The organism is Aurantimonas aggregata (genome assembly GCF_010500835.1).
Classification (GTDB): domain Bacteria; phylum Pseudomonadota; class Alphaproteobacteria; order Rhizobiales; family Rhizobiaceae; genus Aurantimonas; species Aurantimonas aggregata.
Genome location: NZ_JAAAMJ010000007.1, coordinates 159,942 through 186,498, shown reverse-complemented (window position 1 = coordinate 186,498; position 26,557 = coordinate 159,942). Strand labels below are relative to the sequence as shown.

The 26,557-nt window shown below is 68.2% G+C and carries 24 protein-coding genes, 1 tRNA gene, 1 pseudogene and 1 riboswitch; of the genes and pseudogenes, 12 read left to right on the top strand and 14 right to left on the bottom strand.

The features are described from left to right. Positions 1-404, top strand: a pseudogene (locus GTW51_RS11880) (hypothetical protein); the annotation flags it as partial. A gap of 578 nt (positions 405-982) precedes the next feature. Here the strand turns inward: GTW51_RS11880 and GTW51_RS11875 are convergent. Together GTW51_RS11875 and GTW51_RS11870 are read right to left on the bottom strand one after the other, a co-directional pair. Beyond that, complete coding sequence (locus GTW51_RS11875) at positions 983-1,171, bottom strand: twin transmembrane helix small protein (protein WP_163044135.1); 189 nt, start codon at positions 1,169-1,171, stop codon at positions 983-985. A 95-nt stretch (positions 1,172-1,266) separates the two neighbouring features. Further along, entirely contained in the window at positions 1,267-2,157 is an 891-nt protein-coding gene (locus tag GTW51_RS11870) for a DMT family transporter (RefSeq protein WP_246233010.1), read from the bottom strand. Between the two features lie 216 nt (positions 2,158-2,373). On the opposite strand from GTW51_RS11870, the gene GTW51_RS11865 reads away from it, so the two are divergent. Continuing rightward, entirely contained in the window at positions 2,374-3,333 is a 960-nt protein-coding gene (locus GTW51_RS11865; protein ID WP_163044133.1) for an AEC family transporter, read from the top strand. Here the strand turns inward: GTW51_RS11865 and gluQRS are convergent. Next, positions 3,305-4,237, bottom strand: a complete 933-nt coding sequence (gene gluQRS, locus GTW51_RS11860; protein ID WP_163044132.1) for a tRNA glutamyl-Q(34) synthetase GluQRS — start codon at positions 4,235-4,237, stop codon at positions 3,305-3,307. The two genes, GTW51_RS11865 and gluQRS, sit on opposite strands and share 29 nt — an antisense overlap. A gap of 74 nt (positions 4,238-4,311) precedes the next feature. Between gluQRS and GTW51_RS11855 the strand changes: the two genes are divergently transcribed. From GTW51_RS11855 to GTW51_RS11840, 4 genes are all read left to right on the top strand, one after another. After that, positions 4,312-4,965, top strand: coding sequence for a DNA-3-methyladenine glycosylase family protein (locus tag GTW51_RS11855; protein WP_163044131.1), 654 nt, complete (start codon positions 4,312-4,314; stop codon positions 4,963-4,965). Positions 4,966-5,137: 172 nt separating this feature from the next. Continuing rightward, entirely contained in the window at positions 5,138-5,698 is a 561-nt protein-coding gene (locus GTW51_RS11850; protein WP_163044130.1) for an HNH endonuclease, read from the top strand. 161 nt (positions 5,699-5,859) lie between these two features. Beyond that, entirely contained in the window at positions 5,860-7,002 is a 1,143-nt protein-coding gene (locus GTW51_RS11845; protein WP_163044129.1) for a GGDEF domain-containing protein, read from the top strand. A gap of 88 nt (positions 7,003-7,090) precedes the next feature. Continuing rightward, the gene (locus GTW51_RS11840) at positions 7,091-8,278 is read left to right on the top strand and encodes a DUF3095 family protein (RefSeq protein ID WP_163044128.1); all 1,188 of its coding nucleotides are present in this window, start codon (positions 7,091-7,093) and stop codon (positions 8,276-8,278) included. A 7-nt stretch (positions 8,279-8,285) separates the two neighbouring features. Here the strand turns inward: GTW51_RS11840 and GTW51_RS11835 are convergent, their stop codons facing one another. Then, the gene (locus GTW51_RS11835) at positions 8,286-8,819 is read right to left on the bottom strand and encodes a disulfide bond formation protein B (RefSeq protein WP_163044127.1); all 534 of its coding nucleotides are present in this window, start codon (positions 8,817-8,819) and stop codon (positions 8,286-8,288) included. A gap of 10 nt (positions 8,820-8,829) precedes the next feature. Continuing rightward, entirely contained in the window at positions 8,830-9,411 is a 582-nt protein-coding gene (locus GTW51_RS11830) for a YqaA family protein (RefSeq protein WP_163044126.1), read from the bottom strand. A 211-nt stretch (positions 9,412-9,622) separates the two neighbouring features. On the opposite strand from GTW51_RS11830, the gene GTW51_RS11825 reads away from it, so the two are divergent. Then, positions 9,623-9,707: transfer RNA gene (locus GTW51_RS11825), tRNA-Leu, on the top strand. 20 nt (positions 9,708-9,727) lie between these two features. Here the strand turns inward: GTW51_RS11825 and clpS are convergent. Further along, positions 9,728-10,033 carry an ATP-dependent Clp protease adapter ClpS gene (gene clpS, locus GTW51_RS11820; RefSeq protein ID WP_163044125.1) on the bottom strand — a complete coding sequence of 102 codons (306 nt, stop codon included), beginning with the start codon at positions 10,031-10,033 and terminating at the stop codon, positions 9,728-9,730. Between the two features lie 211 nt (positions 10,034-10,244). On the opposite strand from clpS, the gene GTW51_RS11815 reads away from it, so the two are divergent. After that, the gene (locus GTW51_RS11815; RefSeq protein ID WP_246233007.1) at positions 10,245-11,945 is read left to right on the top strand and encodes an AMP-binding protein; all 1,701 of its coding nucleotides are present in this window, start codon (positions 10,245-10,247) and stop codon (positions 11,943-11,945) included. 18 nt (positions 11,946-11,963) lie between these two features. Here GTW51_RS11815 and GTW51_RS11810 read toward each other — a convergent pair whose 3' ends face one another. From GTW51_RS11810 to GTW51_RS11795, 4 genes are all read right to left on the bottom strand, one after another. Continuing rightward, positions 11,964-13,238 (bottom strand): GNAT family N-acetyltransferase, encoded by a 1,275-nt coding sequence (locus tag GTW51_RS11810; protein WP_163044124.1) that lies wholly within the window; start codon positions 13,236-13,238, stop codon positions 11,964-11,966. Between the two features lie 130 nt (positions 13,239-13,368). After that, positions 13,369-13,920 (bottom strand): DUF924 family protein, encoded by a 552-nt coding sequence (locus GTW51_RS11805; RefSeq protein ID WP_163044123.1) that lies wholly within the window; start codon positions 13,918-13,920, stop codon positions 13,369-13,371. A gap of 87 nt (positions 13,921-14,007) precedes the next feature. After that, positions 14,008-15,120: a CobW family GTP-binding protein gene (locus GTW51_RS11800; RefSeq protein WP_163044122.1), complete on the bottom strand. Its 1,113-nt coding sequence runs from the start codon at positions 15,118-15,120 to the stop codon at positions 14,008-14,010. Positions 15,121-15,130: 10 nt separating this feature from the next. Further along, positions 15,131-16,561, bottom strand: coding sequence for a D-alanyl-D-alanine carboxypeptidase family protein (locus tag GTW51_RS11795; protein WP_425483244.1), 1,431 nt, complete (start codon positions 16,559-16,561; stop codon positions 15,131-15,133). Between the two features lie 158 nt (positions 16,562-16,719). Here GTW51_RS11795 and GTW51_RS11790 point away from each other — a divergent pair, with 158 nt between their 5' ends. From GTW51_RS11790 to GTW51_RS11775, 4 genes are all read left to right on the top strand, one after another. Further along, complete coding sequence (locus GTW51_RS11790) at positions 16,720-17,889, top strand: M20 aminoacylase family protein (RefSeq protein ID WP_163044120.1); 1,170 nt, start codon at positions 16,720-16,722, stop codon at positions 17,887-17,889. A gap of 164 nt (positions 17,890-18,053) precedes the next feature. Continuing rightward, positions 18,054-18,812 (top strand): Crp/Fnr family transcriptional regulator, encoded by a 759-nt coding sequence (locus GTW51_RS11785; protein ID WP_246233004.1) that lies wholly within the window; start codon positions 18,054-18,056, stop codon positions 18,810-18,812. A gap of 444 nt (positions 18,813-19,256) precedes the next feature. Next, positions 19,257-19,898 (top strand): CarD family transcriptional regulator, encoded by a 642-nt coding sequence (locus GTW51_RS11780; RefSeq protein ID WP_163044118.1) that lies wholly within the window; start codon positions 19,257-19,259, stop codon positions 19,896-19,898. Between the two features lie 308 nt (positions 19,899-20,206). Next, complete coding sequence (locus GTW51_RS11775; protein ID WP_163044117.1) at positions 20,207-21,073, top strand: RNA polymerase factor sigma-32; 867 nt, start codon at positions 20,207-20,209, stop codon at positions 21,071-21,073. A gap of 101 nt (positions 21,074-21,174) precedes the next feature. Here GTW51_RS11775 and GTW51_RS11770 read toward each other — a convergent pair whose 3' ends face one another. The 4 genes from GTW51_RS11770 to thiB all read right to left on the bottom strand — a co-directional run bounded on the left by GTW51_RS11770 (position 21,175) and on the right by thiB (position 26,303). Further along, positions 21,175-22,680, bottom strand: coding sequence for a M48 family metalloprotease (locus tag GTW51_RS11770; RefSeq protein ID WP_163044116.1), 1,506 nt, complete (start codon positions 22,678-22,680; stop codon positions 21,175-21,177). Between the two features lie 209 nt (positions 22,681-22,889). After that, on the bottom strand, positions 22,890-23,627 hold the full coding sequence (thiQ, locus tag GTW51_RS11765; protein ID WP_163044115.1) for a thiamine ABC transporter ATP-binding protein: 738 nt from the start codon (positions 23,625-23,627) through the stop codon (positions 22,890-22,892). Then, positions 23,624-25,231, bottom strand: a complete 1,608-nt coding sequence (locus tag GTW51_RS11760; protein WP_163044114.1) for an ABC transporter permease subunit — start codon at positions 25,229-25,231, stop codon at positions 23,624-23,626. The genes thiQ and GTW51_RS11760 overlap by 4 nt, the downstream gene beginning before the upstream one ends. 37 nt (positions 25,232-25,268) lie before the next feature. Further along, complete coding sequence (gene thiB, locus GTW51_RS11755; protein ID WP_163044113.1) at positions 25,269-26,303, bottom strand: thiamine ABC transporter substrate binding subunit; 1,035 nt, start codon at positions 26,301-26,303, stop codon at positions 25,269-25,271. Between the two features lie 42 nt (positions 26,304-26,345). Then, positions 26,346-26,444: riboswitch (TPP riboswitch) on the bottom strand. Positions 26,445-26,557: the final 113 nt, after the last annotated feature.

Below are 26,557 nucleotides of genomic sequence, written 5' to 3'. Positions count from 1 at the left end.
GCGCCCGATCCCGATTATGCTCGCGCCGGGCGGTATCAGTCCAGGTCATGATCATCCTCCATCGTCTCGACAACGACGAGGAATCACAACTCACTGATATCGCTCAACCTCTTTCAAATCGGGCTCTAAGGCTGACAAACGACAGCGATCAGAACGTTATCAAAAGGTTGATGCCGGACTCCCTCGTGGGCCTGACAGCAATGCTCCCTCTGCTCGATACGGGTGAGGCACTCCTATTGGGCGACGCGGTGTTGCTGCCGACGCGGATTAAACTAGATCAGCCCCAAGTGAAACCCAACAGTGCTACGCGAGACTTTTGGAAAGAATGGGGTTCGCTGATGCCCGACGAGAAGTTGCTTGAAGCTGCGGTCGAGAGTTTGCGCAGCCAGTCACGAAATAACTGATTCAGTCACACTCGCGGGGTAAAAATTGGCTGTCCTAGTTCAGGTCATCCTAAGTCTTCAACGCCGCTCTCGTCCCCTTAACGTAAACTTATCCCCACCCCCTGCACCCCCCGCATACTCCCCTCACCGCCGGCCCGCGAAACGGGCGCGAATGATCACCGGGATCGTTCGGGGGCCGACGGGCGGCGTCCGCGACGGGGCTTCTTCCGGAGAAGTCCCGGCCCGGACCGCCCTTCGAGCCGCCGGACCGTCCTCCACTATGAGAGGGCTGCGGATCGGTCCGCTTGAGCGCCCCTGGGCGCGAAGAGCCGGCCACACGCGAACCGCCTCCGGGCGGGGCACGTGGCGAGGGGAGGGTCAAACGCCGCGCGGGATGCCGGAGGCGAACCGCATGACGTAAAATACGTCGCAGGGTTGGCCTGCGGCATCCCGCCGTTCGTTTCGTGAACGAAACGGTCTTCTGCCCCGCCCTTAAGCTCCTCGCTGCGCTCGTCGCTGGCGGGGACCCCGGTGCTGCCCCGCCCTTAAGCGCCTCGCTGCGCTCGTCGCTGGCGGGGACCCCGAGGCATGCGCGGATTCTAGCGAGCCAGGAGGAGCACGCCGACGATGAGGATCACCGCGACGCCCTGCAGCATGACGCGGGCGCGCATCAGCTTCTGCGAGCGGTTGCCGTCGCCGGCCCGCATCATGTTGAATAGCCCGGCAATGAGCACGCCGGCCGTGGCGATCATCACGAGGAGCGCGAGATAGGTGAGGAATTCGGACATGCCGGCCTTTCGGCGGTTTCGATGCTGAGGACTTCATATAGGCAGCCCGCGCCGCAGCGCGAGCGGCAGGACGGACAGGAGGCGATCGGCCGCGCTCAGGAGGGCGGCGGCAGCACCTTCGGCCCCCGCTGGTGCGTCGCCGCCGCGACGCCGATCCCGGCCAGAGCGAGCCCGGCGAGTTGCACCGGCTGCAGCGTCTCGCCGAACAGCAGATACGCCATCACCGCCGTGACGCCCGGCACCAGGTACATCAGCGACGCCACCCGCGACACCGCTCCCTCGCGGATCAGGTACAGCATCAGGAAGATCGCACCGATCGACAGCACCAGCACCAGCCAGACCAGTGCGAAGACCAGCTCGCCCGTCCAGTCGACCACCATCGTCTCGGTGGCGAGCGCGAGGATCAGCGTCGGGATCAGCGCGCCGAGATATTGCAGGGCCGTGCCGGTTCGCAGATCCACCCCGCCGACGAAGCGTTTCTGCCAGACCGAGCCGACCGAGATGCCGATCGCCGACAGGAACACCGGCGCCAGCGTCTGGAATCCGTACGCCCCGGCGCCGCCGAGCTTCGGCAGGATCACCAGCGCGACGCCCACGAGCCCGAGCGCCAGGCCCACATAATGGCGCGGCCGGACCTTCTCGCCGAGGAAGCTGGCGGCGAGGATCGTCGTCAGGATCGGCTGCAGCCCGACGATCAGCGCCGCGATCCCGGCATTGAGCCCGTGCCGCACCGCATAGAACACCCCGCCGAGATAGACGCCGTGGATCAGGCTGCCGGCGATCATCGCATGGCTCGCCGGCCGCCATCTGGGCCACGGCGCCGAGGTCATCACCGCCAGCGCCCCGAGCAGCGCCAGCGCCAGCGCGTAGCGCATGACGAGGAAGGTGAACGGCTCGGCATGCGGCATCGCATAGCGCGCGCCGATGAAGCCGGTCGACCAGAGCAGCACGAACAAAGCGGGGAAGAAGACCAGAAGCCGTTTCAATCGAGGGGCTTTCGCGGGCAGCGCCTGAGGGCGCCGTGACTTGGGTCGGCCAGGGGCAGACGACGACGCCCCGATAGCAGGCCGGGCGCTCCGCTGGAACCCTCCCCCGTCGCCCGCCATGCCGACGTCACGGCCGACGGGTCGACGGCCCCGGCATTTGCTTTTCGCCCCGCCGGGGGTCTATCGACCCCGGAACCCCTCGCCGGCGGGCCCCGCATGCAGACCATCCTCAACGTCATCGTCCCGATCTTCAGCCTGATCGCCATCGGCTTCCTGGTGGCGCGTGCGAAGCTCCTCCCCGCCGCCACCGGCGACGCCCTCGCCCGCTTCGTCTTCGTCGTCGCGGTGCCGCTCCTGTTGTTCCGGACGCTCGCCACCGCCGAATTCGGCGCCGCCAATCCGCTCCTCCTCTGGCTCGCCTATTTCGGCGCCGTCACCCTCACCTGGACGGCGTCGACGCTGCTGGTGCGGGCCGTCACCGCCTCCGACCACCGCCGCGGCGTCATCGCCGGCATCTCGGCGAGCTTCGCCAACACCGTCTTCGTCGCGATTCCCGCCCTCCAGCGCGCCTATGGCGACGCCGGCCTCGAACCGCTTCTCCTGATCATGTCGATCCATCTGCCGGTGATGATGATCGCCTCGACGCTTCTGATCGAGCGCGCCGCCCATCTCGACGCACGCGAGACCGGCACCGCGCCGCCGGCGGCCTCGCTCGTCCGCACCCTCGCCCGCGTCGGGAAGAACCTCGCCACCAACGCCCTCGTCATCGGCATCGTTGCCGGCATGCTCTGGCGGCTGACCGGCCTCGAACTCCAATCCCATCTCGACGAGGTCACCCGCCTGCTCGCCGGCACCGCCGGCCCGCTCGCTCTGTTCTCGCTCGGCATGTCGCTGACCCGCTACGGCCTGCGCGGCGACATCCTCTCGTCCGCCATCGTCTCGACCTTGTCCCTTCTGGTCATGCCGGCCCTCGTCTTCGCCGCCGGCACCGCCCTCGCCCTGCCCCCGCTCTGGCTGAAGGGCGCGGTCATCACCGCCGCCTCGCCGGTCGGCGTCAACGCCTATCTCCTGGCGGTGCATTTCCGCTCCGGCGAGCGCCTCGCCGCGACGACCATCCTCGTCTCGACGGTGCTGTCGGTCCTGACCCTCAGCCTCTGGCTGATCGTGCTCGGCTGAAGCTCTCCGGCGCCGAACGGCCGGCGAGCCCGACCATCCGCCTGATGTCCTCGGCGGCCAACCCCGCCTCGCGCAGCGAGCGGATCGAGGTGTCGCGCAGGCTCTTCGACAGCTTGCGCCCGTCCGGCCCGAGGATCAGCCCATGGTGATGATACCGCGGCGCCGGCAGCCCGAGCAGCGCCTGCAGCAGCCGGTGGACGCTGGTCGCATGGAACAGGTCCCGCCCGCGCACCACGTCCGTCACGCCCTGCAGCGCGTCGTCGACGACGACGGCGAGATGATAGCTCGTCGGCGTGTCGAGACGGGCGAGCACGACGTCGCCCCATTCCAGCGGCCGGGCGACGATCTCGCCGCTGTCGCCGGCCGGCGACTGCCCGCTTTCCTGCCAGGCAAGTGCCGGAACCCGTTCGATCGCCTTTTCCATGTCGAGCCGCCAGGCGAAGCGCTCCCCGTTGCTCATCTTGCGCTCTCGCTCTTTGGTCGACAGCTGCCGGTCGAGGCCGGGATAGACCGGCGCGCCGTCCGGATCGACGGGCCAAGGCGTGCCCTCCTCCGACTCATGCCGATCGGCGAAGCCCCGGATGTCGCCGCGCGACATGAACCCGGGATAGATCAGCTCCTCGTCCGCCAGCGCCTCCAGCGCCGCGGCATAGTCGGCGAAATGCTCCGACTGCCGGCGCGGCGCGTCGTCCCAGTCGACGCCGAGGAAGAACAGATCCTGCTCGATCTGCCGCTCGAAGGCCGGCGTGCAGCGGGCCCGGTCGATATCCTCGATTCGCAGCAGGAACGTCGCCCCCGCCTCGCGGGCCAGCCGGTGATTGACCAGCGCCGAAAAGGCATGGCCGAGATGCAGCTCGCCGTTCGGGCTGGGGGCAAATCGGAAGACGTCCGGCATGTCGTTCATTCGGGTCGGTTCCCTCGTTCCGGCCCGGCATCTAGAGTCCGATTGCGAGATGAAAGTGACGGAAGGGGCGCGACATGACCATTTCGACCGACGCCGACGTCGCGGCCGGCCTTGCGGCGCTTCGTGGCGCCGACCCGCGGCTGGACGCGGTGATCGAGCGCGCCGGCAATGTCCCGCTGCGGCGCAGGGAAGGCGGGCTTTCTGGTCTCGTCGCCATCATCGTCGGCCAGCAGGTGTCGCGGGCCAGTGCCGACGCGATCCTCGCGCGGCTCGCCGTCGAAATAGCCGTCCATAGCGCGCCGGCGATTCTTGCGGCATCCGACGAGGCGTTCCGCCGCGCCGGCATGTCCCGGCCGAAACAGCAGACGCTGCTGGCCGTGGCGCGGGCGATCGAGGACGGAAGCCTCGACTTCGCCCGCCTTGAGGCCGCGCCCGCAGAGGCGGCGATCGCCGAGCTGGTGGCGGTGCGCGGCATCGGGCCATGGACGGCGGAATGCTACCTGCTGTTCTGCAGCGGCCATCCCGACGTGTTCCCCGCCGGCGATCTTGCCCTTCAGGTCGCGATCGGCCAGGCATACGGCCTCGCGAGCCGTCCTTCGGCGCGCGACGTTGCGGCCCTCGCGGCGGCGTGGTCGCCGCACCGCTCCGTCGCCGCGCGGCTTTTCTGGTCGTATTATGCGGCCGTGACACGGCGCGATGCCGTCCCGATCGCTGACGCCGCGGCATAGCTCCTGGAAAGTTATCCACAGGCTCGTTCTGCCGGGGATTTGCCGGCCCTGCCAACACGGGACGCAACCCCCTGCCCCGCTTCGGCTCGAGGCTTCACAAAGGCGACACGATAGAGCACGATAGTCCCCGTGTTCCGGCTATCGGGACATTCAGAGGCAAGGAGAATGGCTGGTGACGATTGCTGTCACTCAAGAGTTATCCCCAGCGCTCGTCCTGAACGCCGACTTCCGGCCGCTCAGCTACTATCCGCTTTCGCTATGGTCCTGGCAGGATTCGATCAAGGCGGTGTTTCTCGACCGCGTGACCATCCTGGCGGAATACGATCGGGCCGTGCGCAGCCCCACCTACTCGATGCGGCTGCCCTCGGTGGTCTGCCTCAAGACCTACGTGAAGCCGGCGCGGCATCCGGCTTTCACCCGCTTCAACGTCTTCCTGCGTGACCGTTTCCAGTGCCAGTATTGCGGCTCGCCGCACGAACTGACCTTCGATCACGTCGTGCCGCGCTCCCGCGGCGGCCTGACCACCTGGGACAACGTCGTCGCCGCCTGTTCCCCCTGCAATCTGCGCAAGGGCGGGCTGATGCCCAAGGCCGCCGGGATGATTCCGCAGCAGAAGCCGTTCCAGCCGACGGTGCACGACCTGCACAACAATGGTCGGTTGTTCCCGCCCAACCATCTCCATGAAAGCTGGGTTGACTATCTCTACTGGGATTCCGAACTGGATCCGGAGTGACGGGTTCTGACGATATCTGCATTACATGCCGATAGCTGCAATCCGCGCAACACCGGGAAGGAACGGTTAATCCTGTAACGCTGAAGTACAGTGGACATCTCATCCGGTGCACAACCTTCAGTCGTGAAGTGGTAATGTCTCCTCGAGAACTGGGGGACACCATGCGCAAACGGCTGAAACGGTGGATACGCGGCGACGATGTTGCCCTTCCGGTATTCGGCGAGATGATCGAGCTGATGTATGGCTCGCTCGTCCCGCTCATTGCCTCGGTCTTCGGCCTGCACCTCATCGCCGTCTTTGCCGGGTTCCGGACCGGCGACCCGTTGCTGATCTTCCTCGCCGTCATCGGCTGCTGCATCGGCTACGCCCGCATCGGGCTTGGCCTTGCGTACCAGCATCGCAAGCGCCGCTGGCTCGACCGGCTGGCCGCGCGGCGGTGGCAGAACCTCTACGCGCTGGGCGGCGTGCCTTACTGCATCAACAATGGTCTCCTGATCATCGTCGCCATGTATTCGGGCGACCCCTACGTCTTCGCCTGGTGCGGCGGCTTCATGATTGCCAACGCCTACGGGCTGGTGATGTACGTCGCGGTCCGGCCCGCCGTCGCGATGACGCAGGTCAGCCTGACGCTGTTGCCCGTGACGCTGGTCTGCCTGGCCTCGGGACGTTTCGATCTGACGGTACTGGGCCTCAACATGGTGCTCGCCATCATCGCGCTGATGATCAATCTGCGGCGGCAATATCTGACCATTCGCGAGATGCTGGAGAGCCGGCGATCGCTGGAGCGGTTCGCCACCACCGATCCGCTGACGGGCCTCATGAACCGCAACTCGCTGCTGCGCCAGATCGACGATCCCGATCGTCGCGTGGCCGGCTCCCGGGCGTTGCTGTTCATCGATCTCGACCGGTTCAAGCCGGTCAACGACGAGCACGGCCACCAGGCCGGCGACGAGCTCCTTGCCCAGCTGGCCGTCCGGTTGCGCCGCTGCATCGGAGAGCGTGACCTGCTCGCCCGGTTCGGCGGCGACGAGTTCGTCATCATCTGTGAGAGCCGGACTGCCGAAGCGCTCACTGGGGCCGAGGCTCTGGCCAACAGCATTCGCGAAAGCCTCGCGGAACCTTTTCATCTCGCCAATGCCAGCGTGATGATCGGCGCCAGCATCGGCATCGCCCGTATTCCGGCCGGCCGGGTGGATATCGACGGCCTGATCGGCGAGGCCGACGACGCGATGTACGCGGCCAAGCGCGCGCGGCGCGAGGCCGACATTCCCGCCACGCGCGACAGGCAGGAACTGGCGGCCTAGCGGCGCCGGCCACGGGATGGTCGTCGCCGATACCGGTTCCGCGTGGTAGGGCTGAACCAGATCGGCCTCTACCGGAGCCCCTGCCAGCGTGACGGCCTCAAAGACCAGCGACAAAGCAACGGATCTCGCGTTCTACGACGCACTGCCGCGGCTGCAGGATTTCAGCCGTCTGGCCGATCCCGCGGTCTATGCCCCTTTGCCAGCTGACTGGGTGGTCGGCGTCGCCGATATCGTTCGCTCGACGGAAGCTGTCGGGAAAGGCGGCTACAAGGCGGTCAATACCGTCGCCGCCGCAGTGATCGCGGCGCTCGCCAATGCGCTCGACGGCGGCGACTTTCCGTTCGTCTTCGGCGGTGATGGTGCGGGCTTCGCCTTGCCCTCCGCGCAGGCCGAGATCGGACGCCGGACCCTTGCTGCGGTCGCCGGCTGGGCCAGCGAGGCCTTTGGCTTCGAGCTACGCACCGCCATGGTCAGCGTCGCCGAGATCCGCTCGTCCGGACGCGATGTGCGGGTTGCCCGGTTTGCCCCCTCCGGCGGCGTTGCCTACGCCATGTTCGACGGCGGCGGCCTCGCCTTCGCCGAGCGTTGCATGAAGCAGGGGCGATACCGCATTTCGCCCGCCGAAGGCGACGCGGCCCGGCCCAATCTCGACGGGCTGTCCTGCCGGTTCTCGGCCATGCCGGCGAAGCGCGGGCTGGTGCTCTCGGTCATCGCCGTTCCCGCTGCCGAACCGGGCGCTGCCTTCGCGGCGTTGGTACATGATCTTCTGGCGCTGGCCGCCGAGGGGGGCGACGGCGCCAATCCGGTTCCTGCCGGCGGGCCGCCCTTGCACTGGCCGACCGCCGGCATGGCGATCGAGGCGCGTACGGCCGCGGCCGCGACAGGACGCCCGCTCTGGCTGTCACGGCTTTCCGTCGGCCTGCGCAGCCTGCTCGCGCATCTGACGTTTCGCAGTGGCGTGCGGATCGGCGTCTTCGAGCCGGACCGCTATCGCACCGAACTCGCCGGCAACAGCGATTTCCGAAAGTTCGACGACGGGCTGCGCATGACGCTGGATTGCACGCTGGACCTGGCCGACCGCATATCGGTACGGCTCGCCACGGCCGAAGCGGAGGGCGTCGCCTTCGCCGGCACGCATCGCCAGGAAGCCGCGCTGATGACCTGCTTCGTCCCGGTGGCGAGCCGCAGCGACCACCTGCATTTCGTCGATGGCGCGATGGGCGGCTATGCGGCTGCCGCCGCGATGGCATTCCGCCGCGAGGCGCGGCAGGCCTGAGCGCTTGTCAGGCGAAGCGATCGGCCCGCGCGAACGCCGCCCGCAGCGCCACGGCCGCAAACAGGGCCGATGCCAGCACGTTCCAGCCGGCGAAGGACAGGCCGAGGAAGCGACCCGCCGCCTCGTCGCAGGAAGGCGGCCGGATCGCGTCGATCGTGGCGAGCAGGTCGCCGCCCAGCAGCTCGCCGCCGCCAACCTGGGCACAGTCGGCCGGTCCCGCCCAGAAGCCCCATTCGACCCCCGCGTGTTTGACGGCGAGATAGAGCGAGACGAGCATGATCGCGCCGATGGCGAGCAACAAAAGGCGGGTGAAGCGCGCCGGCGCCCGGCCGGCGGCAGCGACGAAGGCGATTAGCGCCACCGGGATCGCCACGTAGTAGGGGATGCGCTGCTGCAGGCAGAGGGCGCAGGGAATATAGCCGCCGACATGCTCGAAGATCAGCGCCGTGCCGACGGTCGCGGCGAGGCCGACGAGCAGGAAGCCCGACGACAGCGTCTGGCGGAAGCCGGTGGGGCGCTGGAACTGGGCGAACAGGGACATCGGGGAACCGTCAGAAAAGATAGCGCACGGCCAGGAAGCCGCCGATCAGCAGCAACATGAACAGGGTGAAGAGCAGGCCGAGATTCTTCTCGATGAAGCCCTGGATCGGCGCACCGTAGCGCTTAAGCAGCCAGGCCACCAGGAAGAAGCGGGCGCCGCGCCCGATGATCGAGACGATGGTGAAGGTCACGAGATTGAGGTGCGTGGCGCCGGAGAAGATCGTCAGCACCTTGAACGGAAACGGCGTCAGCGCCCCGAACAGCACGGCCCAGCCGCCCCATTCATTGTAGCGCGCCGCCATTTCGTCGAATTTTCCGGCCTTGCCGTAGAATTCCAGCACCGGCCGCCCGATCAGGTCGAAGGCGAGCGCCCCGATCGCATAGCCGAGAAACGCACCCAGCACCGACGCGACGGTGCAGATCATGGCGATGCGGAACCACTTCCTCCGGTCGGCGATGACCATCGGGATCAGCAGCACATCCGGCGGAATCGGGAACACCGAACTCTCGATGAACGACACGCCGGCGAGCGCGCGTTCGGCATGGCGTGTCGCGGCGAGCGACATGACCCAGTCGTAGAGGCGGCGGAGCATGAGGCGGTTCCTGGAGGGATCGGCGACAGGGCGAAGCGCTTAAGCCGAACCCGGCCCGAACGCAAATGACTTCGGATGGCGCAGGTCGACGTGCCGGGACCCGTCGCGCACCGGCCACGCCTGGCCTTCGGCTTTCGCTGGAAATCCCCCGGCGGATATTGTACGGGGATTGCAGCAGACGGGCGGCGCAATCCGCTCGGCCCTGCAGCGTGCGGGTGTGGTGGAACTGGTAGACGCGCCGGACTCAAAATCCGGTTCCGCAAGGAGTGTCGGTTCGATTCCGACCACCCGCACCATCTCATTTTCCTTCGATACGCTACTCCTCCGGCTCGGTCGTGAAGGTCAGCGGGTGGCCCTTGGCGCGGCCGGCGTCGGTGGCACGGGCGGCCTTGGTCTCGGCGATGTCGCGCGGATAGACCGAGACGACGCAGGCGCCCTTCTGGTGCGCGGTGATCATCACCCGGCGCGCCTGATCGGCGCCGAGCCTGAATTCGGCCTTCAGCACCATCACGACGAAATCGCGGGGCGTGAAGTCGTCGTTGAGCAGGATCACCTTGTGGAGGCGCGGCCGCGCCAGCTTGGGGACGACCCGGGGTCGGAGACGTGTGCCGGTGTCGCTCATCGCCGGGCCATCCGCTGGTGTCTGACGCCGGCGAGGATATGCGCGATACCGCAAAGCGTCAGTGCGCCATCGTTCACGTTTGACGGAACCTGCCCCCTTTCTTGCGTCGCGGCCTTGCAGACCTTCGTCGGTCATGACGCGGCTCGTGGAAGTGCTAAAAGGCAGGCGGTCGCCGTATCGCCTTGGCGGATCGTCGGCCGGACAACGACCCATGGCAATCATGACGCAGCATCTCGCGAGCCAGGCCTTCGCCGCCCGGCCCTGGAACGACGCGGCGCTGACCGCCGCGTCCGACGAGGCGCTGCGGACGGGGTTCGCCTGGCGCCTGCCGGCGCGCTTCAACATCGCCGCTTCCTGCGCCGATGACTGGGCCGTCCGCGCGCCGGCCCGGATCTGCCTGGTCGAGGACCGCGGCGACGCCGCGGCGCGGACGCTGACCTATGGCGAACTGGCGCGCCGCTGCCGCGGTCTTGCCGCCGGCCTTGGCCGCATTGGCGTCCGGCGCGGCGACCGCGTGGCAATCGTCCTGCCGCAGGGTTTCGAAGCGGCCGTGGCGCATCTGGCGGTCTATCGGATGGGCGCGATCGCCGTGCCGCTGTCGCAGCGCTTCGGCCCGGATGCGCTGGGCTTTCGCCTGAAGGCCGCGGGTGCGCGCGTTGCCATCGTCGACGCCGCCAGCCTCGCCACGCTGCGCGCCGTCACGACGGCACTGCCGGCGCTCGACCATGTCGTCGCGGTCGAGGCGGACGAACTCGGGCTCGTCGACTTCGCCCGGCTCGAGAATGAAGGCGGCGGGACCGAACCGGTGGCGACACGTCCCGACGATCCGGCGATGATCATCTTCACCTCCGGCACGACCGGCCCGCCCAAGGGCGCGCTGCACGGCCACCGCGTGCTGCTCGGCCATCTGCCGGGAATGCGCTTCCATCACGAGGGCTTTCCGCTGGCCGGCGACCGTCTCTGGACGCCGTCTGACTGGGCCTGGGCCGGCGGGCTCCTGAACGCGCTGCTGCCGTCGCTGTATTTCGGCGTGCCGGTGGTGTTCTCCGCCGGGCGGTTCGACGCCGGCGCGGCATTCGCGCTGATGACGCGCCAGCGGGTGCGCAACGCCTTCCTGCCGGCGACCGCGCTGCGCATGCTGAAGGCCGCGGCGACCTTGGAGGCCATCGCCGGGCTTGGCCTGCGCACCATCGGCTCGGCCGGCGAGACGCTGCCGCGCGACACGTTCCACTGGGCCGCGGCGGAACTCGGCATCACCGTCAACGAATTCTACGGCCAGACCGAGTGCAACATGGTGCTCGGGTCCTCCGCCCGCTACGGCGTCTCGCGCGCCGGGAGGATCGGCAAGGCCGTTCCCGGACACCGGGTCGCGATCCTCGGCGAGGACGGGCGGGAGCTTTCCGCCGGCGAGACCGGGACGATCGCCGTGGCGGCGCCCGATCCGGTGATGTTCCTCGGCTACTGGCAGGATCGGGAAGCGACGCGGCGCAAGGTTCCGGAGGGCTGGCTGCTGACCGGCGACCAGGGGGTGATGGACGAAGAGGGCTATGTCCGCTTCGTCGGGCGCGACGACGACGTCATCACCTCGGCGGGCTACCGCATCGGCCCCGGCGAGGTGGAGGACTGCCTGCTCGCGCATCCGGCGGTGAAGCTGGCGGCGGTGGTCGGGAAACCCGACAGGCTGCGCACCGAGATCGTCAAGGCTTACGTGGTGCCGGCCGACGGCGTCGTGGCGGATAAGGCTCTCGCCGCCGCGATCCAGTCTTTCGTGCGCCAGCGCCTGTCGGCGCACGAATATCCGCGCGAGGTGGCCTTCGTTACGGAGATGCCGCTGACCACCAGCGGCAAGATCATCCGCCGGGAGTTTCGTGAACGCGCCGTGGCGGAGGCGGAAGCGGCGGCGCTCGACTGAGCCGGGACGAAGCCGACCTCAGCGCGACGGCAGCAGCGACGCCAGCCTCTCGCGCATCAGCCGCACGACGTTGCGGGAACGGCGCGCCGCGACCAGGCCCTTCGCCGCCTTCGCCACCGCCTTGTGGCTGTCGGGGTCGAGACCAACCACCAGCGTCGCGATGGAAACCCGGTCCTTCCAGAACCGGTTCATCACGAAATGGTCCGGCATGGCGCAGGAATCGGCGCGCTTGACGGCCGGGTCCGCGACGAGCGAGCGCGTCGCCTCGGCGACCAGCTGCTGGCCGGGGGATGCGTTCGAGAAGGCCTCGTCATAGGCGCTCTTCCAGGCATAGGCCTCGCCCCGGTCGATGAAGACGACGAGGCTGGCGACCGCCTGACCGTCGAGGCGCAGCGTGAACACCCGCGCCCTGCCGTCCTCGGCGAGCGCGTTGACGGATTCGCGGGCGAAGGCCGAGCGGTAGCGGTCCATGGTCAAGGCGCTGCGCTCGCGGCCCTTCCAGCCGCTGGCCTCGAGCGCCAGGAAGTCCTCGAAGGCAAGGCGCACGCCGTCCGGGTCCCGGGCCACCTCGAAGCGCACGGTTCCCTGGCGTTCCAGCAGCCGGCGCTGGCGGGCCAGCTCGCGGCGCCGCCGCTTGGAGAGCGACGTCTGGCGGAGGTAGCTGGCGGGCCCGACCTTGGTCAGCGAGGCGCGCGTGAAGGCGTTGACCTCGGTGACCGGCAGGCCGAGTTGCTCGGCCGCCGCGACCAGCGTCCGGGCCATCGGCCCGTCGATGCGCAGATCCGGCAGGACCAGGATGCGCGGCAGCTTCAGTTCGCGCCGCGCCAAGGTTTCGAGCAGGCTCGTCAGCGTGCCGGCCGGGTCGTCGCCGTCGAGCGGCAACGTACCGAGCGGCCCGAACGGATGTGTCCAGGCGCGGATGGTCTGCGGCCCGCCGACCATCCCCGCCCGCTCGACCGAGAACGGCATCAGCAGACGCAGCCGGCTGCGGGCCTCGTCCTCGTCGCGGATCACCATCAGGCGGACCCGGCGCTCGTCGAGGCGCGGCATCGCCGGGACGAGAAAGCGCGGGTCGAAGAAGACGTTGCCCTCGATCGCCCGGTTCGACAGGTGCCGCAACTCGGTGATCAGGTCGAAGGCCGCCATTGGCGCATAGACCGAAAAGCGCCGCGCCGCGCCCTGGTGGGGGACCGCGAGATCCAGTTCAGGGCGCTTCTCGTCCGGTCGATGCAGCGTCGCCAGGACTGCGCTCGGCGGAAGGGGCGCCGTCTCGGTAAGCGGCCGGGCTGCCATGACTCAACTCTTTCCAGGAGAGATGCGATCTCGGCACCGCAGAGGGAACGTTCGGTGGAAGCGTGGCGCAGCCTAACGCCCGAGACTTAAGAAAGTGCCGCCGCCTTGAATTGCATCGTCGCTATCGGACTCAACCCGCGAAGCCGCCCTCGTTCAGGAAGGCCTGTTCCTCGGGCGTCGTCTCCCGGTCGAGGACCGGATTGCGGTGAGGGAAACGGCCGAAGCGGGCGATAATATCGCGGTGATCCTTGGCGAAGGCAACGTTCTTCTCGTCACCGATCTCGTTCATCCATTCGATGCACTCTTCCTGGGCGGCCAGATCCTCAGCGTGCATCAGCGGCACGGCGAGGAACTGGTTGATGTCGTCGCCGACCGTATGGGCATCGCCGCGCGCCAGCGCCTCCCGAGCGATCGCCAGTGCCTTCTCGTCCGTGGCAAAGGCCCGCGGCGTGCCGCGGAACATGTTGCGCGGGAACTGGTCGAGCAGGATCACCAGCGCCAGCGAGCCGGTGGCATCGTCCCGCCAGGATTCGAGTTCGCCGCGCGCGGCCTGCTCGTAGATGTCGCCGAAACGGTTGCGGATCTCCGCGTCGAAGGCGTCGTCCTTGCTGAACCAGCGGTCCGGGCCGGCCTCGCGCCAGAAGTCGACGATGGTCTGGGGATCGATCGCGTAGAGAGACATGGATTTTCCGTCGGCTGGGTCGGGCGCGTTTCGCGCGCGGCAGCTACATAGTGTCGCCTCGCCTCGCCTTGTAGGGAGCCGCCGCCATCACCCGAACGAGTGGCCGGGCACAGCGAGCGGGTTGGCTTCGACCGCCGCCCGATCCGGCGCGTCGCTGCGCAGGCCACCGGTGAAGGCCGCGAAGAGATCGCGCACATAGATCTCGTCGAGATGGTCGCCGATCAGCACGATGCGGGTTTCGGGCGACATGCCGGCGGGCCAGGCGGCCAGTTGCGCCGGCGGGTGCTGGTAGCTGCGGACGCCGTGCAGCACTATTGGCCGAGCCGGGCTCTCGCGCACATGCACGATCGCCTTCATCCGCAGGATGCGCTCGCCCTGCGTCGCGGCCATGAGATCAAGGAAAGCCACGACGGCTTCCCAGGCCACCGGTTCGGCCTGGACGATGGCGAAGGATCGGATGGCGCCGTGCGCGCCGTGGTCGTGACCGGCATGATCGTGACCGGCATGCCCTGCATGGCCCGGCGCCCCGAGCCACCGGGCGGGATCGGCCTTGCCGGTGACGGGATCGACCACGCCGCATCCGAAGAGCCGCTGCGCCAGCCCCTCTCCGTCTCGCGCGTCGACGAGGCCGACGCCCGGATTGAGCGCCGCGATCGCATCGAGCAACGGCTCCTGCTCCGCGACGAGATCGCCCTTGGTCAGGACGATGCGGTCGGCGACCGCCACCTGGCGCCGCGCCTCGGGGCGCTCGGCGAGATTGGCGGCACCGGCCAGGTGGTCGACCACCGTCACCACCCCGTCGAGCGCGTAGGCGTCGGCGAGCAGTTCGTGCGTCATCAGCGAGGCGAGGATCGGCGTCGGATCGGCAAGGCCGGTGGTCTCGACGATGACCCGCTCGAGCGGCGGGGTCTCGGCCGGTCGCGACCGCGTCGCGAGCATCACCAGCGTGTCGACGAGCGCGCCGCGCACCGTGCAGCAGACGCAGCCTTCCGACAGTTCGATGACCCCGTCGCTGGACGCCGTCTCGATCAGCAGCTGGTCGAGGCCGACGGCGCCGAACTCGTTGACCACGACGGCGAGATTGGCGACCGGGGTCTCGCTCAGCAGGCGGTTGAGCAGGCTGGTCTTGCCCGCGCCGAGAAAGCCGGTGAGGACCGTCAGGCGGATGGGCGCGCCGGCAGCGCGGCGGTCGCCGCTCATCGGGACGCGGTCAATTGGTCGCCCGCTCAGCGGGGATCGGAACATCGGCACCGGGGCGCAGCGGCGCATCGTCGAAGCTGCTGCCGAGCCGCGGGGACTTGCCGTCCGTCCCGGCGAGGTCGCTGGATCCGGGCGATTCCTCGGAGCCTTCGTCCGCCGAATCCGGCAGCGATCCCAGGACATTCGCCCGCACGGCGGCGCTGGTCTCGACCGGATCCTCTCCTTCCGTCAGCACACCGGCGCCCTGCGACACGCCGACATCTTCGGGGGTCAGGGCGAGCACACCGGTCGGCTGTTCCGGGCGCCAGGTCGGAATCGGGATGCCATAGGCATCGATCACCGACACGCCCGCCTCCACGATGTCGTTGCCGGCCGCACCACCGAGGCTGACCGGCACGACGATCTCGGGCCGGTTCAACTCATGCAGATAGGGAGAGCCGAAGACCTCGTCGCGGTCGGCATCGGCCTGCCGCTCGTTGGCCCGATCGGTGCGGCCCTTAGCCGAGCAGATGTAGTCGCTGATGTCGACGGGCTCGCCGGCCGAGACCGGCAACTCGTCGAGCGTCGTGTCGATCGCGGCGAGATCCGCCTTGAACCCGGCCTCGAGGATCTCGGCCGACCGGCGCTCGCGCGGGATCGTGCCGTTGGCGCCGATGACCACCGCGACGAGGGTTCGCCCGTCACGCGTCGCCGAGGAGACGAGGTTGAACCCCGACGCGCATATATAGCCGGTCTTCATGCCCTCGGCGCCGTCGAAGCGGCCAAGCAGCTTGTTGCCGTTCTTCATGATGGCGTTGCCGGCGGCGATCGCCTCGGTGCCGAAATAGTCGCTGAAGGCCGGGAAGTCCCGCCGGATCGCTACGCCGAGCATCGCCAGGTCCTTGGCGCTGGAATACTGTCCTTCTCCCGGCAGGCCGTTGGCGTTGATGAAGCGCGTATCCTTCATGCCGAGGCGCAACGCTTCGGCGTTCATCATCGCGACGAAGTCCTCCAGCGAGCCGCCGGCAAGCGCCTGGCCGATCGCGTGGGCGACGTCGTTCGCCGACTTCACCAGCAGCATCCGCAGGGCCATGTCCAGTCGCATCACCGATCCGGGCTGGAAGCCCATCTTGCTGGGCGCCTCCGCCGCCGCCTCCCGCGTCATGATGACCGGACTGTCGAGGCCGAACTCGCCGGCCTCGACAGCCTTCAGCGCCAGGTAGGCGGTCATCAGCTTGGTGGTGGAGGCCGGGTAGCGCCGCTCGGTCGCGTGCTCCTGCGACAGGACCTTGCCGGAAGCGACGTCGACGACGATCGAAGCCATCCCCGCTTCGCGCGGGGCGTCCGTTTCGGTTGGCTTGGCCGGGGCCGGCTGTCCGGAAACCGGTGCGGCAACGAAGATGGACGCTGCGACGCAAAACCCGGTTAGGACACGAAATCGACGGGAGGGAAGCGTCGTCACGCTGGATTCCTTCACTGATTGCAGTCAGGCTGCGCGCCTTGCCACGCTTGCATGTGGCGGGCGCCTAGCCGAAGGCTGTGACGCGAGCATGGCGAAGTCAGGCGGCGCGCGAATGTCACGCCCTTGTGTGCCACGAACAGGAAGACCGGAAAGCATCGATGCCTGTCAATAACCGAATTGCCGAAAGCCAGCCGGAGATCGCCGCCTGGCGCCAGCATCTGCATACCAATCCGGAGATCCTCTACGACGTCGTCGACACGGCCGAATTCGTCGCCGGCAAGCTGCGGGAATTCGGCTGCGACGAGGTTGTGACGGGGATCGGCCGCACCGGCGTCGTCGGGCTGATCCACGGACGGGGCGGACCGGGAGGCCCGGCGATCGGCCTTCGCGCCGACATGGACGCGCTGCCGGTCGTCGAGGAGACCGGACTTGCCTATGCCTCCGGACGCCCCGGCGCCATGCACGCCTGTGGCCACGACGGTCACACGGCGATGCTGCTGGGCGCGGCCCGCAGCCTCGCCGAATCCCGCGCCTTCGACGGCACCGTGGCGCTGATCTTCCAGCCCGCCGAAGAGGGCGGTGCCGGCGCCAAGGCGATGATGGACGACGGGCTGTTTGCCCGCTGGCCGATCGGCCGGGTCTTCGGCATGCACAACCTTCCCGGCATGGCGGTCGGGAAGTTCGGCGTCCGGGCGGGGCCGATCATGGCCTCCACCGACGAGTTCATCATCACCGTGCAGGGACGCGGCGGTCATGCGGCCCTGCCCCACCGCACCGTCGACCCGATCCCCGTGGCCGCCGCGCTGGTGCAGGCGCTTCAGGCCATCGCCGGGCGCAATGCCGATCCGCTGAAGTCGCTGGTCGTCTCGGTGACGCAGGTGCATGCGGGCTTTGCCCACAACATCATCCCCGACACCGCGATCGTCTCCGGCACGGTGCGGTCGCTCGATCCGGCGATGCGCGACCTCGCCGAGGAGCGGCTGCGCGGCATCGCCGCCGGCATCTGTGCCGCGCACGGGGCCGGCGTCGACATCGATTTCGACCGGAACTATCCGATCACCATCAATGACGCTGCGGAGGCGGCGTTCTGCGCGGCGGTGGCCGGCGAGATCGTCGGGACCGCCAATGTCGATCCCGACGCCGCGCCGATGATGGCGGGCGAGGACTTCTCCTACATGCTGGAAGAAAAGCCCGGCGCCTACATCTTCATCGGCAATGGCGACAGCGCCACGCTGCACAGTCCGACCTACGACTTCTCCGACGATGCCATCGCTTTCGGTGCCAGCTTCTGGGTGCGCCTCGCAGAGCGGGCACTGAACCGCAACTGACGCGCCGAGGCCGCAAGGTGGGAGATTGCCCCCGTCATGCCCGGGCCTTGCCCCGGCGTGCGGCGGATGCGACGACGGCTATACAGAATGGCAGAACGAAATTCGCATCGGTCTACCTGGAAGCGACAAGAGGTGAAGACCGATGCATGACGGAGGGGAATTTCATGGCGGATGACGCTCGCAGGGCGCTGGTCCGCCGTCTCGATCTCGTCGCGGATCTTGATGATGCAGATCGCGCTGCGATCACGAAACTGCCGATCACGACGAAGGAAGTCGAGGCGGACGTAGACATCGTCCGCGAGGGCGACGACGTGAACCAGTGCTGCGTGCTGGTCGACGGCTTCACCTGCCGGTATCGCGACATCCGCGACGGCAAGCGGCAGATCATCGCGTTCCACGTTCCCGGCGATATCCCCGACCTGCACAGCCTGCACATCCATCGGATGGATCACAACTTCGCCTCCACCACCCGATCGCGCATCGGCTTCATCCCGCACGACGCGATCTGGGAGCTTTGCATATCGCGCCCGAACGTCGCGGCCGCGCTGTGGCTGGAGACCCTGATCGACGGCGCCATATTCCGCGAGTGGATGGTCGGCCTCGGCCGGCGCACCGGCAAGAGCCGGACGGCGCATCTCCTTTGCGAACTCGCCGTGCGGCTGCGTGCCGTCGGCCTGGCGCCGAGCGACGTCTTCCATCTCCCGCTGACCCAGCACGAGCTAGCCGACGCGCTGGGGCTTACGGTGGTGACCGTCAACCGGGTGTTGCAGGAGTTCAAGCAGGAAGGGCTGCTCGATCGCGAGCGTGCCAGGCTGACGATCAAGAACTGGCCTGCGCTGGCGCGGGCAGGTGACTTCGACCCGAATTATCTGCACATGCGCGTGCCGATCACCATGGGTGCCCAGTCGATGTCGGTCGACTAACTGCAGACCGCTAAAGGTAAAATCACGATCCGGCCGTGAGACGCGTAAGCCGAGAGGCTGCGCGCGACGCCGAAACGGCGGCGACGCCCCCGGCACCGGGGCACGTTTAATGCCGCACTGCACCGGCGCACCGGAAACACCCAATAAACTTGAATTTTTCGTCAGGAGCGTGTACTATCCGAAGGACAGTCGGGCGCTGTGGTCTGTCAGCCACACAGAATTGCGCCCGTGGTAATTTCCGAAAGGACGCTCCCTCACCATCGGAGACAGAACGGTCCAGCAGGACCGGACGCTTCCGGCGGCTTAATCGAGGGTGCCTGCACGGAATTCGACCGTCGGCTGCAGCGCGCCCTGCGGCGGGCCCCTTCAATTGGCGACCTTGCGTCGTCCACCCGTGTCTAGCGGCTGTCGCGGCCGGGCACAACAGGGAGTTAGAAAAAGCGTATGAGCAGTCAGAAGAAGGCATCCAGCCGTCACGGCTTCCGGACCGGCGAGAGCATCGTCTACCCCGCCCATGGCGTTGGCCAGATCGTCGCGATCGAGGACCAGGAAGTGGCGGGCATGACGCTCGAGCTCTTCGTCATCGACTTCGAGAAGGACAAGATGCGCCTGAAGGTGCCGGTCGCGAAGGCCGAGGCGGTCGGCATGCGCAAGCTTTCCGAGACCGATTTCGTCGAACGCGCCCTCAAGGTCGTGCAGGGCCGTGCCCGCGTGAAGAAGACGATGTGGAGCCGTCGCGCCCAGGAATACGATGCGAAGATCAATTCCGGCGACCTGATCCAGATCGCCGAGGTGGTCCGCGACCTGTACCGGGCCGAGAGCCAGCCGGAGCAGTCCTATTCCGAGCGCCAGCTCTATGAAGCCGCCCTCGGGCGGATGGCGCGCGAGCTCGCCGCAGTCAACGAAGTGTCCGATACCGAGGCAGTGCAGCTGATCGAGCTCAACCTCAACAAGGGCCCGAAGCGCTTGCCCAAGAACGCCGAAGCCGAGGGCGAGGCCGAAACCGTAGGCGAGGCGGACGAGCCGGTCGAGGCCGAGGCGGGCGAACCCGCCGCTGCCGAGACCGAGCAGGAAAAGGCGGCCTGACGCCAGCCCCTCATCGCCCGCGCGCGGCCTGACGGCCGACGCATCAAGACCGGCCATCCGAAGGGATCGGCCGGTCTTTTCGTTTCAACTGTCTTCCGGATCGGCCAAGCCGGTGCTACGATCGTCGTATCGTTGCGGCTCGGCACCATGCCGCTTGCCATCCGGCGGTGCTCCCCTACATTTCGCCAAAAAGTTTTCCCCTCCGGGAACGTTAGCGTGCGCGGCGCATTACTCCTGTACCGGCTGCGCGGCCATGCGGCTTCGCACGATCGGCCGTTAGCCTGAGACGTTAGACCGGAGGGTAGTCTATGAAGTCCCAGTCCGCTCGCCGCACCATGATCCGCGCGGCCATGGCAGCTCCCTATCTCCAGCGCGAGGAGGAATACGAACTCGCCGTTCGCTGGAAGGAGAACCGCGACCAGGAAGCGCTTCACAAGATCACCCAGGCGCATATGCGCCTCGTCATCTCGATGGCCTCGAAGTTCCGCCATTTCGGCCTCGCGATGAACGACCTCATCCAGGAAGGTCACGTCGGCCTGCTGGAGGCCGCGGCCCGCTTCGAGCCGGAACGCGAAGTCCGCTTCTCCACCTACGCGACCTGGTGGATACGCGCCTCGATCCAGGACTACATCCTGCGCAACTGGTCGATCGTCCGCGGCGGTACGTCCTCGGCGCAGAAGGCCCTCTTCTTCAATCTCCGCCGTCTGCGCGCCCGGCTCAGCCAGGGCGCCGATAGCCTCTCCGGTACTGCGATGTACCGGGAAATCGCCACTGCGCTGAAGGTTTCGGAAGGCGACGTCGCGCTGATGGACTCGCGGCTCTCCGGCCCCGATTCCTCGCTCAACGCCCCGCTCATCGACGACGAGTCCGGCAGCGCCGATCGCCAGGATTTCCTGGTCGCCAAGGATCCGTTGCCCGACGAGATGGTCTCCACCTCGATCGACGAGCAGCGCCGCGTGACGTGGCTGACCAGCGCCCTCGACGTGCTGTCGGAGCGCGAGCTGAAGATCATCCGCGAGCGCCGGCTGCAGGATGACGGCGCGACGTTGGAGGCCCTCGGCACCAAGCTCGGCATCTCCAAGGAACGCGTCCGCCAGATCGAGACGCGGGCGCTGGAGAAGCTGAAGGCGGCCCTGCTCGAGACCAATGCCGACCAGGCCGCCTACGTCAGCTGACGTCTTCACCCGCTATTCGACAAACAAAAGGCCGCGCGTAGCGGCCTTTTGTTTGTCCGGGTGATGTCGCGCAGCCGAACGGGCTGCCAATGGCGGACCGCCTACTCCGCGACGATCTTGTAGCGCGCACCAGGCCGGACCGCGTCGTTGCGGTCGAGGTCGTTGAGCAGGCGGAACATGTCCGTCTTGCGGTCGACGCCGACCATGCGGCTGGCCATCGAGGTGGCGGTATCGCCGACGCCGGCGGTGACGATGCGCACCCGAAGCGGCTTCAGCGACGCCTTCTCCGCCGGGCTCAGCACCCGGAAGGAATTGGCGACCCGCTCGGCGATCGAGCCGACCGATCCGGCCTCCCGCGACGGCACCGCCGTCAGGAAGCGGTAGACCTGCCCGCCGACCCGCACCACCGTCACGTCGAATGCATACTCCCCGCCCTTGGCCCGGGCCGAGACGGCGTCCAGCGTGCCGATCCGGCGCTGGCGGATGCTGTCGCGCTCGAGACCGCCGATCCAGCCGCTGTTGACGTAGTCGACGAGGCTGGTCGAGGTCGGCAGGGCGACGCCGTCGAAACGCAGCGCCATGTCGTTCGGCCCGGTGGCGAGCACCGCCTCGGCGGTGTTGTCGATGACGAAGCCTTCCGGCGCGGCGAAGGTGATGCTCAGTCCCGGATGATAGAAGCGGTTTTCGCGCACGTAGCCTTCGGCGGCGGAATCACCGAACAGCATGCCGTCGATGCCGTTCAGATAGCGTTCCCGGTCCGTCGCGCCCTGGCCTTGCGCGACCTGTGCTTCGCGCGCGTGGCGCTCGGCAAGCTCGATGCGCTGCGGCGCCGACGGGTGCGAGGCGAGGAAGTCGAGATCGGCACTGCCCGCCTGGAAGGCGTTGCGGAACTGCGAAAACGAATCCATCGCCTTGAGGAAGCGCGCCGCGGCGAACGGGTCGTAGCCGGCCCTTGCGATGTGCTTGATCCCGATGACGTCGGCCTGCAGCTCCTGCTGGCGGGAGAACTGCGCCAGGCTCAGCTTGCCGCGCGCCAAAGCGATCTGGCCGGCCGGCTCGCTGGCGAGGACTTCGCTGACCACGCGGCTGGCGATCTCGGCCGCCTGCTCGCGTTGCTGGCGCTCGATGCCGTGATTGGCCGTCACATGGCCCATCTCATGGCCGATCACCGCCGCCACCTCGGCCGAATCGTTGGCCAGCGCGAGCAGGCCGCGGGTGATGTAGACGTAGCCGCCCGGCAACGCGAAGGCGTTGATGTTGGGCGAATTCAGGATGGTGATCCGGTAGGCCCGGTTGGGATCGGCGGTCTCGGCCTGCAACCGGCCGATGATCGTCGCCAGCATCCGCTCGAGCTTCGGGTCGGAATAGGCGCCGCCATAGGCCGCCAGGATCTTCGGGTGCTGCGAACGGCCGATCGACGATTGGGGATCACTGGCCTGGACGTTTTCGAAGGTGATCGGCTGGCGCGTCGCGACGTAGCCGGAGCGCACGCTGCCGTCGACCGGGCTCGCGAGGTCGAGACCGTCTTCCAGCGTGGTGCACGCACCGGCAGTCAGAAGCGCGACGAGGGCCGTGCTGGCGAGCGCCGCACGTGCCCACCGTGTCATGGCGCAGGCCTTGGACGTCATTTCCATCGCTGCGATATGCCGCCCCCGCCGAATGGCCGCGGAAGATCATCTTCCGTCGCCCGGTTACCAGCTCTATCCGAATCGCTTCGCGGTGCGGAAGAGACGATCCGCAACACGCACCGTAAAATGATTCGACGAAGCCCCTCGTGGATCACATTGGCGTAGAAGAGAATTTCGCCCGAATTGCGTCACGTCCCGGGTTTTGCAGTGCCGAGATAGGCCGCGATGCGCGGCTCGCCCTGCCCCGTCAGAACGTCTCGCGTCGGCCCCACCGCGACGATCTCGCCCGCTTCGAGAAAGGCGACCCGATCGGCATGCTCGGCGGCATCCTCGGGGTGATGCGTGACCATCACCACGGCCGCCGGCCCGCCCTGCCGCTCGGCGCGCAGGCGCTGAAGCAGTTCGAGCATTTCCTGCCGCAGCGCCGGGCCGAGCGCCGCGAACGGCTCGTCGAGCAGGAGCAGCGGCCGGTCGCGCAGGAACGCCCGTGCCAGCGCCACGCGCTGGCGTTCGCCGCCGGACATCTCGGCCGGACGCCGCTTCTCGAAACCGGCGAGGCCGACAGCGTCAAGCGCGGCGGCGACCCTCGTCCGGTCGGCTGGAGACACACGCAGGCCCGGGGCGATGCCGAGCGCGACGTTGCGAAAGACGTCGAGATGCGGAAACAGATTGTTGTCCTGGAAGAGGATGCTGAGCGGGCGTTCCGCCGGCGGTCGGCTTGTGACGTCGACGCCGGCGACCAGCACGCGGCCGGCATCCGGCTCGGCAAAGCCGGCGGCCAGGTCGAGCAGGGTCGACTTGCCGGCCCCGCTCGGCCCGATCAGCGCCAGCCACTCGCCCGGCTCGACCACGAGATCGAACCGCATCCGCATCGCCTCGTAGGCGAAGCGGACACCGTCGAGGCGAAGCGCCGGGGCCGCGCTCATCGGGAGCTGACCCGCGACGAACCGGCCAGCCCGCGCTCGGCCAGCAGCATCAGCCCCAGGCAGAGCACGCCGAGGATCAGCGCCAGGCCCGCCGCGTCGGTGGTCCGGTAGCTGCCCATGCGCTGCAGGAGGAGATACGGCAGGGTGACGAAATCCTGGTTGCCGAACAGAGCGACCGCGCCGAGGTCGCCGAGCGAGATCGCCAGCGCGAAGGCGAAGGCGAGGCCGAGCGGGGCCCGCATCGCCGGCCCGTCGACGTATCGAAGCCGCGCCAGGCCGGCAAGGCCGAGACTGTCGGCGAGCCGCCCGCTTTCGGCGTTGGCCGACGCCAGCGCCGGCCCGAGGATGCGCACCGCGAACGGCACCGCCATCGCCGCATTGGTCGCGACAACGACATAGGGCGCGGCGGCAAACACGTCCGTCACCTGACGCAGCGCCAGGAACCAGCCGGCCCCGACGACGACCGGCGAGACGACGAGGACGAGGCTCGCCGCCAGTTCCAGCCCCCGCGCCCGGCGCGACCGCATGCCCAGCGCCTCGATCGCCAGCACCACCAGGGCCGACAGGATCAGCGACAGGCTTGCCGCAGCAACGGCGATGACGAGGCTGGTCGCGGCGGCGCTCTGGACGGCGGGGTCGGCAAGCAGCGCGCCGAGATCGGCGGCGAGGCCGCGCACGAGGATCGCGGCGAAGGGCGACAGCACGAAGGCGATTCCGACGACGAGGATGGCGCCGATGCCGAGCCTCGCCGTCAGGCCGCCCCGATCGTAGCGCCGCGCCCGCCCGCCGAGGCCGAAGCCCGCCGCGACGTCGCCGCCGAGCCGCGTCGCCAGCATCAGGATCGCCGCGGTCAGGCCGATCTGCAGCAGCGACAGGGCGATGGCGCGGCCGGGATCGAAATCGTAGCGCAGCGCCTGGTAGATCGCGACTTCCAGCGTCGTCGCGCCCGGCCCGCCGCCGAGCACCAGGACCAGCGTGAAGCTGGTCACGCAGAGCATGAAGATCAGGCTCGCGGCCGCCGGCAGCACGGTGCGGATCGCCGGCCATTCGATCAGCCGGAAGACCGCGACGGGCGTCAGCGCCAGTTGCCCGGCGAGCTTCCAGCTCTCCGCCGGCACGCGATCGAGCGCGGCGACCATCAGCCGGGCCGCCAGCGGCAGGTTGAAGAACACGTGGGCGATCAGGATGCCCGGCAGGCCGTAGAGATCGAGCCGCGGCAGGCCGAGCGAAACAAGCGTGCCGGAAAGCACCCCGTTGCGGCCCCATATAGTGATGATCGCCAGGGCGCCGACCAGTACCGGCAGCGCCTGCGGCAAAAGGAACAGCCGCAGCACCAGGGCCCGGCCCGGAAACCGTGCCCGGTGCAGCGCCACCGCCAGCGGCACGGCGCCGGCGACCGCCAGCAGCGTCGACAGCAGCGCCTGTTCCAGCGTGAACAGCACCACGCCGACGAGATAGGCATCGCCGATCAGCGCACCGGCATCCGGCACGGCGTCCGTCGCGACGAACAAGACGACGAATCCCCCGACGAGATAGACGGCAAGGAGTGCGGCCGCACCGAGCCCGAGGCCGACGCGCAACCGGCGATCGGTGGCGCCCGTCACGCGGCGTCTCGTCTGGCCTGGCCCACGGCGCGGCGCCTCAGCGGCCGAGCGCTTCCAGCCATTCCTGCGTCCAGGCGCGCCGGTTGGCAGCCACCGTCTCCGGATCGACGAAGATCGGCGTCGTCACGTCGACGAGGCGGCCGAATTCCGCCGGCAGGTCGATCCCGTCGATCACCGGCAGCGACCAGTTGGTGGTCGGGATGATCGACTGGAACTCCGGCGTCAGCATGAAGGCGAGGAAGCGCCGCGCCAGCTCCGGCTGATCGGCGTTCGCCAACATTGCCGCGACCTCGATCTGCAGATAGTGCCCGTCGGAGAAGGCGGCGGCCTGGTAGCGCTCTGAGCCCTCCTCGATCATGTGATAGGCGGGCGAGGTCGTGTAGCTGAGGACGATCGGCACCTCGCCGTTGGTGAACAGGCCATAGGCCTCGCTCCAGCCGGGCGTCACCGTCAGGATGCGCTTCGACAGCCGCGACCATTTTGCCGGCGCCTGGTCGCCATAGACCGATTTCATCCACAGGAGCAGGCCGAGCCCGGGCGTCGAGGTCCGCGCATCTTCGATGACGATCTTCTGCTCCGGGTCGCCATTGACCAGCTCCTCGAGGCTGGTCGGCGGATCGGCAATCGTCTCGGTGTCGTAGATGAACGCGAGATAGGAATAGTCGAAGGGCACGAAGACCGGATCGGCGAAGCCGGTCGGCACCGACAGCGCAGCAAGATCGACGCCGCTTTCGGCGAACAGCCCGGTCGCCTTGGCTTCCGGGATCAGGTCCGAGGTGAGGCCGAGGGCGATGTCGGCATCGCTCGAGCCGCCCTCGAGCTTCAGCCGGTTGAGGATCGCCACGCCGTCGTCGAGCCCGACGAATTGCAGGTCGCAGCCGCAGACCGCCTCGAACGCCGCCTCGATCTTCGGCCCCGGACCCCATTCCGGCGTGAAGCTCTCATAGGTGTAGATCGTCAGCACCGGCTTGTCGGCCTGCGCGACGGCGGTGCCGGCGGGCGCAAGGCTGGCGAGACCGGCGGCAAGGAGCGGCGCAGCCAGGATACGCGAGCGGCGAAGGACAGTGTGCATGCGGTGCCTCCCAAGGCGGGACGGTCGCGCAGCTGCGGCGGGATCCGCCGACGCCCGCAATCCCTCCGCCGGCATAATCCGGATCAGGTTCGACGGGTTGGCTGAACGCCTCTCAGCCCGAAGGCACCCCGTGTGAGCTCATCCGCCTTACGCTTTCGGCGTCTGCCCGGCAAGGGGCGAGCGCCCGGCTAGAGGCGGCCATGGTCAAGAGAGACCTTCGCTGCAGCTCTGAAAAAGGGAGGCGTCGGTCAGGA

Excerpts from the sequence above, each read along its gene's own strand:
- GTW51_RS11875 (WP_163044135.1), bottom strand. The coding sequence starts at position 1,171 with ATGTCCGAATTCCTCACCTATCTCGCGCTCCTCGTGATGATCGCCACG.
- GTW51_RS11865 (WP_163044133.1), top strand. The coding sequence starts at position 2,374 with ATGCAGACCATCCTCAACGTCATCGTCCCGATCTTCAGCCTGATCGCC.
- gluQRS (WP_163044132.1), bottom strand. The coding sequence starts at position 4,237 with ATGAACGACATGCCGGACGTCTTCCGATTTGCCCCCAGCCCGAACGGC.
- GTW51_RS11855 (WP_163044131.1), top strand. The coding sequence starts at position 4,312 with ATGACCATTTCGACCGACGCCGACGTCGCGGCCGGCCTTGCGGCGCTT.
- GTW51_RS11845 (WP_163044129.1), top strand. The coding sequence starts at position 5,860 with ATGCGCAAACGGCTGAAACGGTGGATACGCGGCGACGATGTTGCCCTT.
- GTW51_RS11835 (WP_163044127.1), bottom strand. The coding sequence starts at position 8,819 with ATGTCCCTGTTCGCCCAGTTCCAGCGCCCCACCGGCTTCCGCCAGACG.
- GTW51_RS11830 (WP_163044126.1), bottom strand. The coding sequence starts at position 9,411 with ATGCTCCGCCGCCTCTACGACTGGGTCATGTCGCTCGCCGCGACACGC.
- clpS (WP_163044125.1), bottom strand. The coding sequence starts at position 10,033 with ATGAGCGACACCGGCACACGTCTCCGACCCCGGGTCGTCCCCAAGCTG.
- GTW51_RS11815 (WP_246233007.1), top strand. The coding sequence starts at position 10,245 with ATGGCAATCATGACGCAGCATCTCGCGAGCCAGGCCTTCGCCGCCCGG.
- GTW51_RS11810 (WP_163044124.1), bottom strand. The coding sequence starts at position 13,238 with ATGGCAGCCCGGCCGCTTACCGAGACGGCGCCCCTTCCGCCGAGCGCA.
- GTW51_RS11805 (WP_163044123.1), bottom strand. The coding sequence starts at position 13,920 with ATGTCTCTCTACGCGATCGATCCCCAGACCATCGTCGACTTCTGGCGC.
- GTW51_RS11800 (WP_163044122.1), bottom strand. The coding sequence starts at position 15,120 with ATGAGCGGCGACCGCCGCGCTGCCGGCGCGCCCATCCGCCTGACGGTC.
- GTW51_RS11790 (WP_163044120.1), top strand. The coding sequence starts at position 16,720 with ATGCCTGTCAATAACCGAATTGCCGAAAGCCAGCCGGAGATCGCCGCC.
- GTW51_RS11785 (WP_246233004.1), top strand. The coding sequence starts at position 18,054 with ATGGCGGATGACGCTCGCAGGGCGCTGGTCCGCCGTCTCGATCTCGTC.
- GTW51_RS11780 (WP_163044118.1), top strand. The coding sequence starts at position 19,257 with ATGAGCAGTCAGAAGAAGGCATCCAGCCGTCACGGCTTCCGGACCGGC.
- GTW51_RS11775 (WP_163044117.1), top strand. The coding sequence starts at position 20,207 with ATGAAGTCCCAGTCCGCTCGCCGCACCATGATCCGCGCGGCCATGGCA.
- GTW51_RS11770 (WP_163044116.1), bottom strand. The coding sequence starts at position 22,680 with ATGACACGGTGGGCACGTGCGGCGCTCGCCAGCACGGCCCTCGTCGCG.
- thiQ (WP_163044115.1), bottom strand. The coding sequence starts at position 23,627 with ATGAGCGCGGCCCCGGCGCTTCGCCTCGACGGTGTCCGCTTCGCCTAC.
- thiB (WP_163044113.1), bottom strand. The coding sequence starts at position 26,303 with ATGCACACTGTCCTTCGCCGCTCGCGTATCCTGGCTGCGCCGCTCCTT.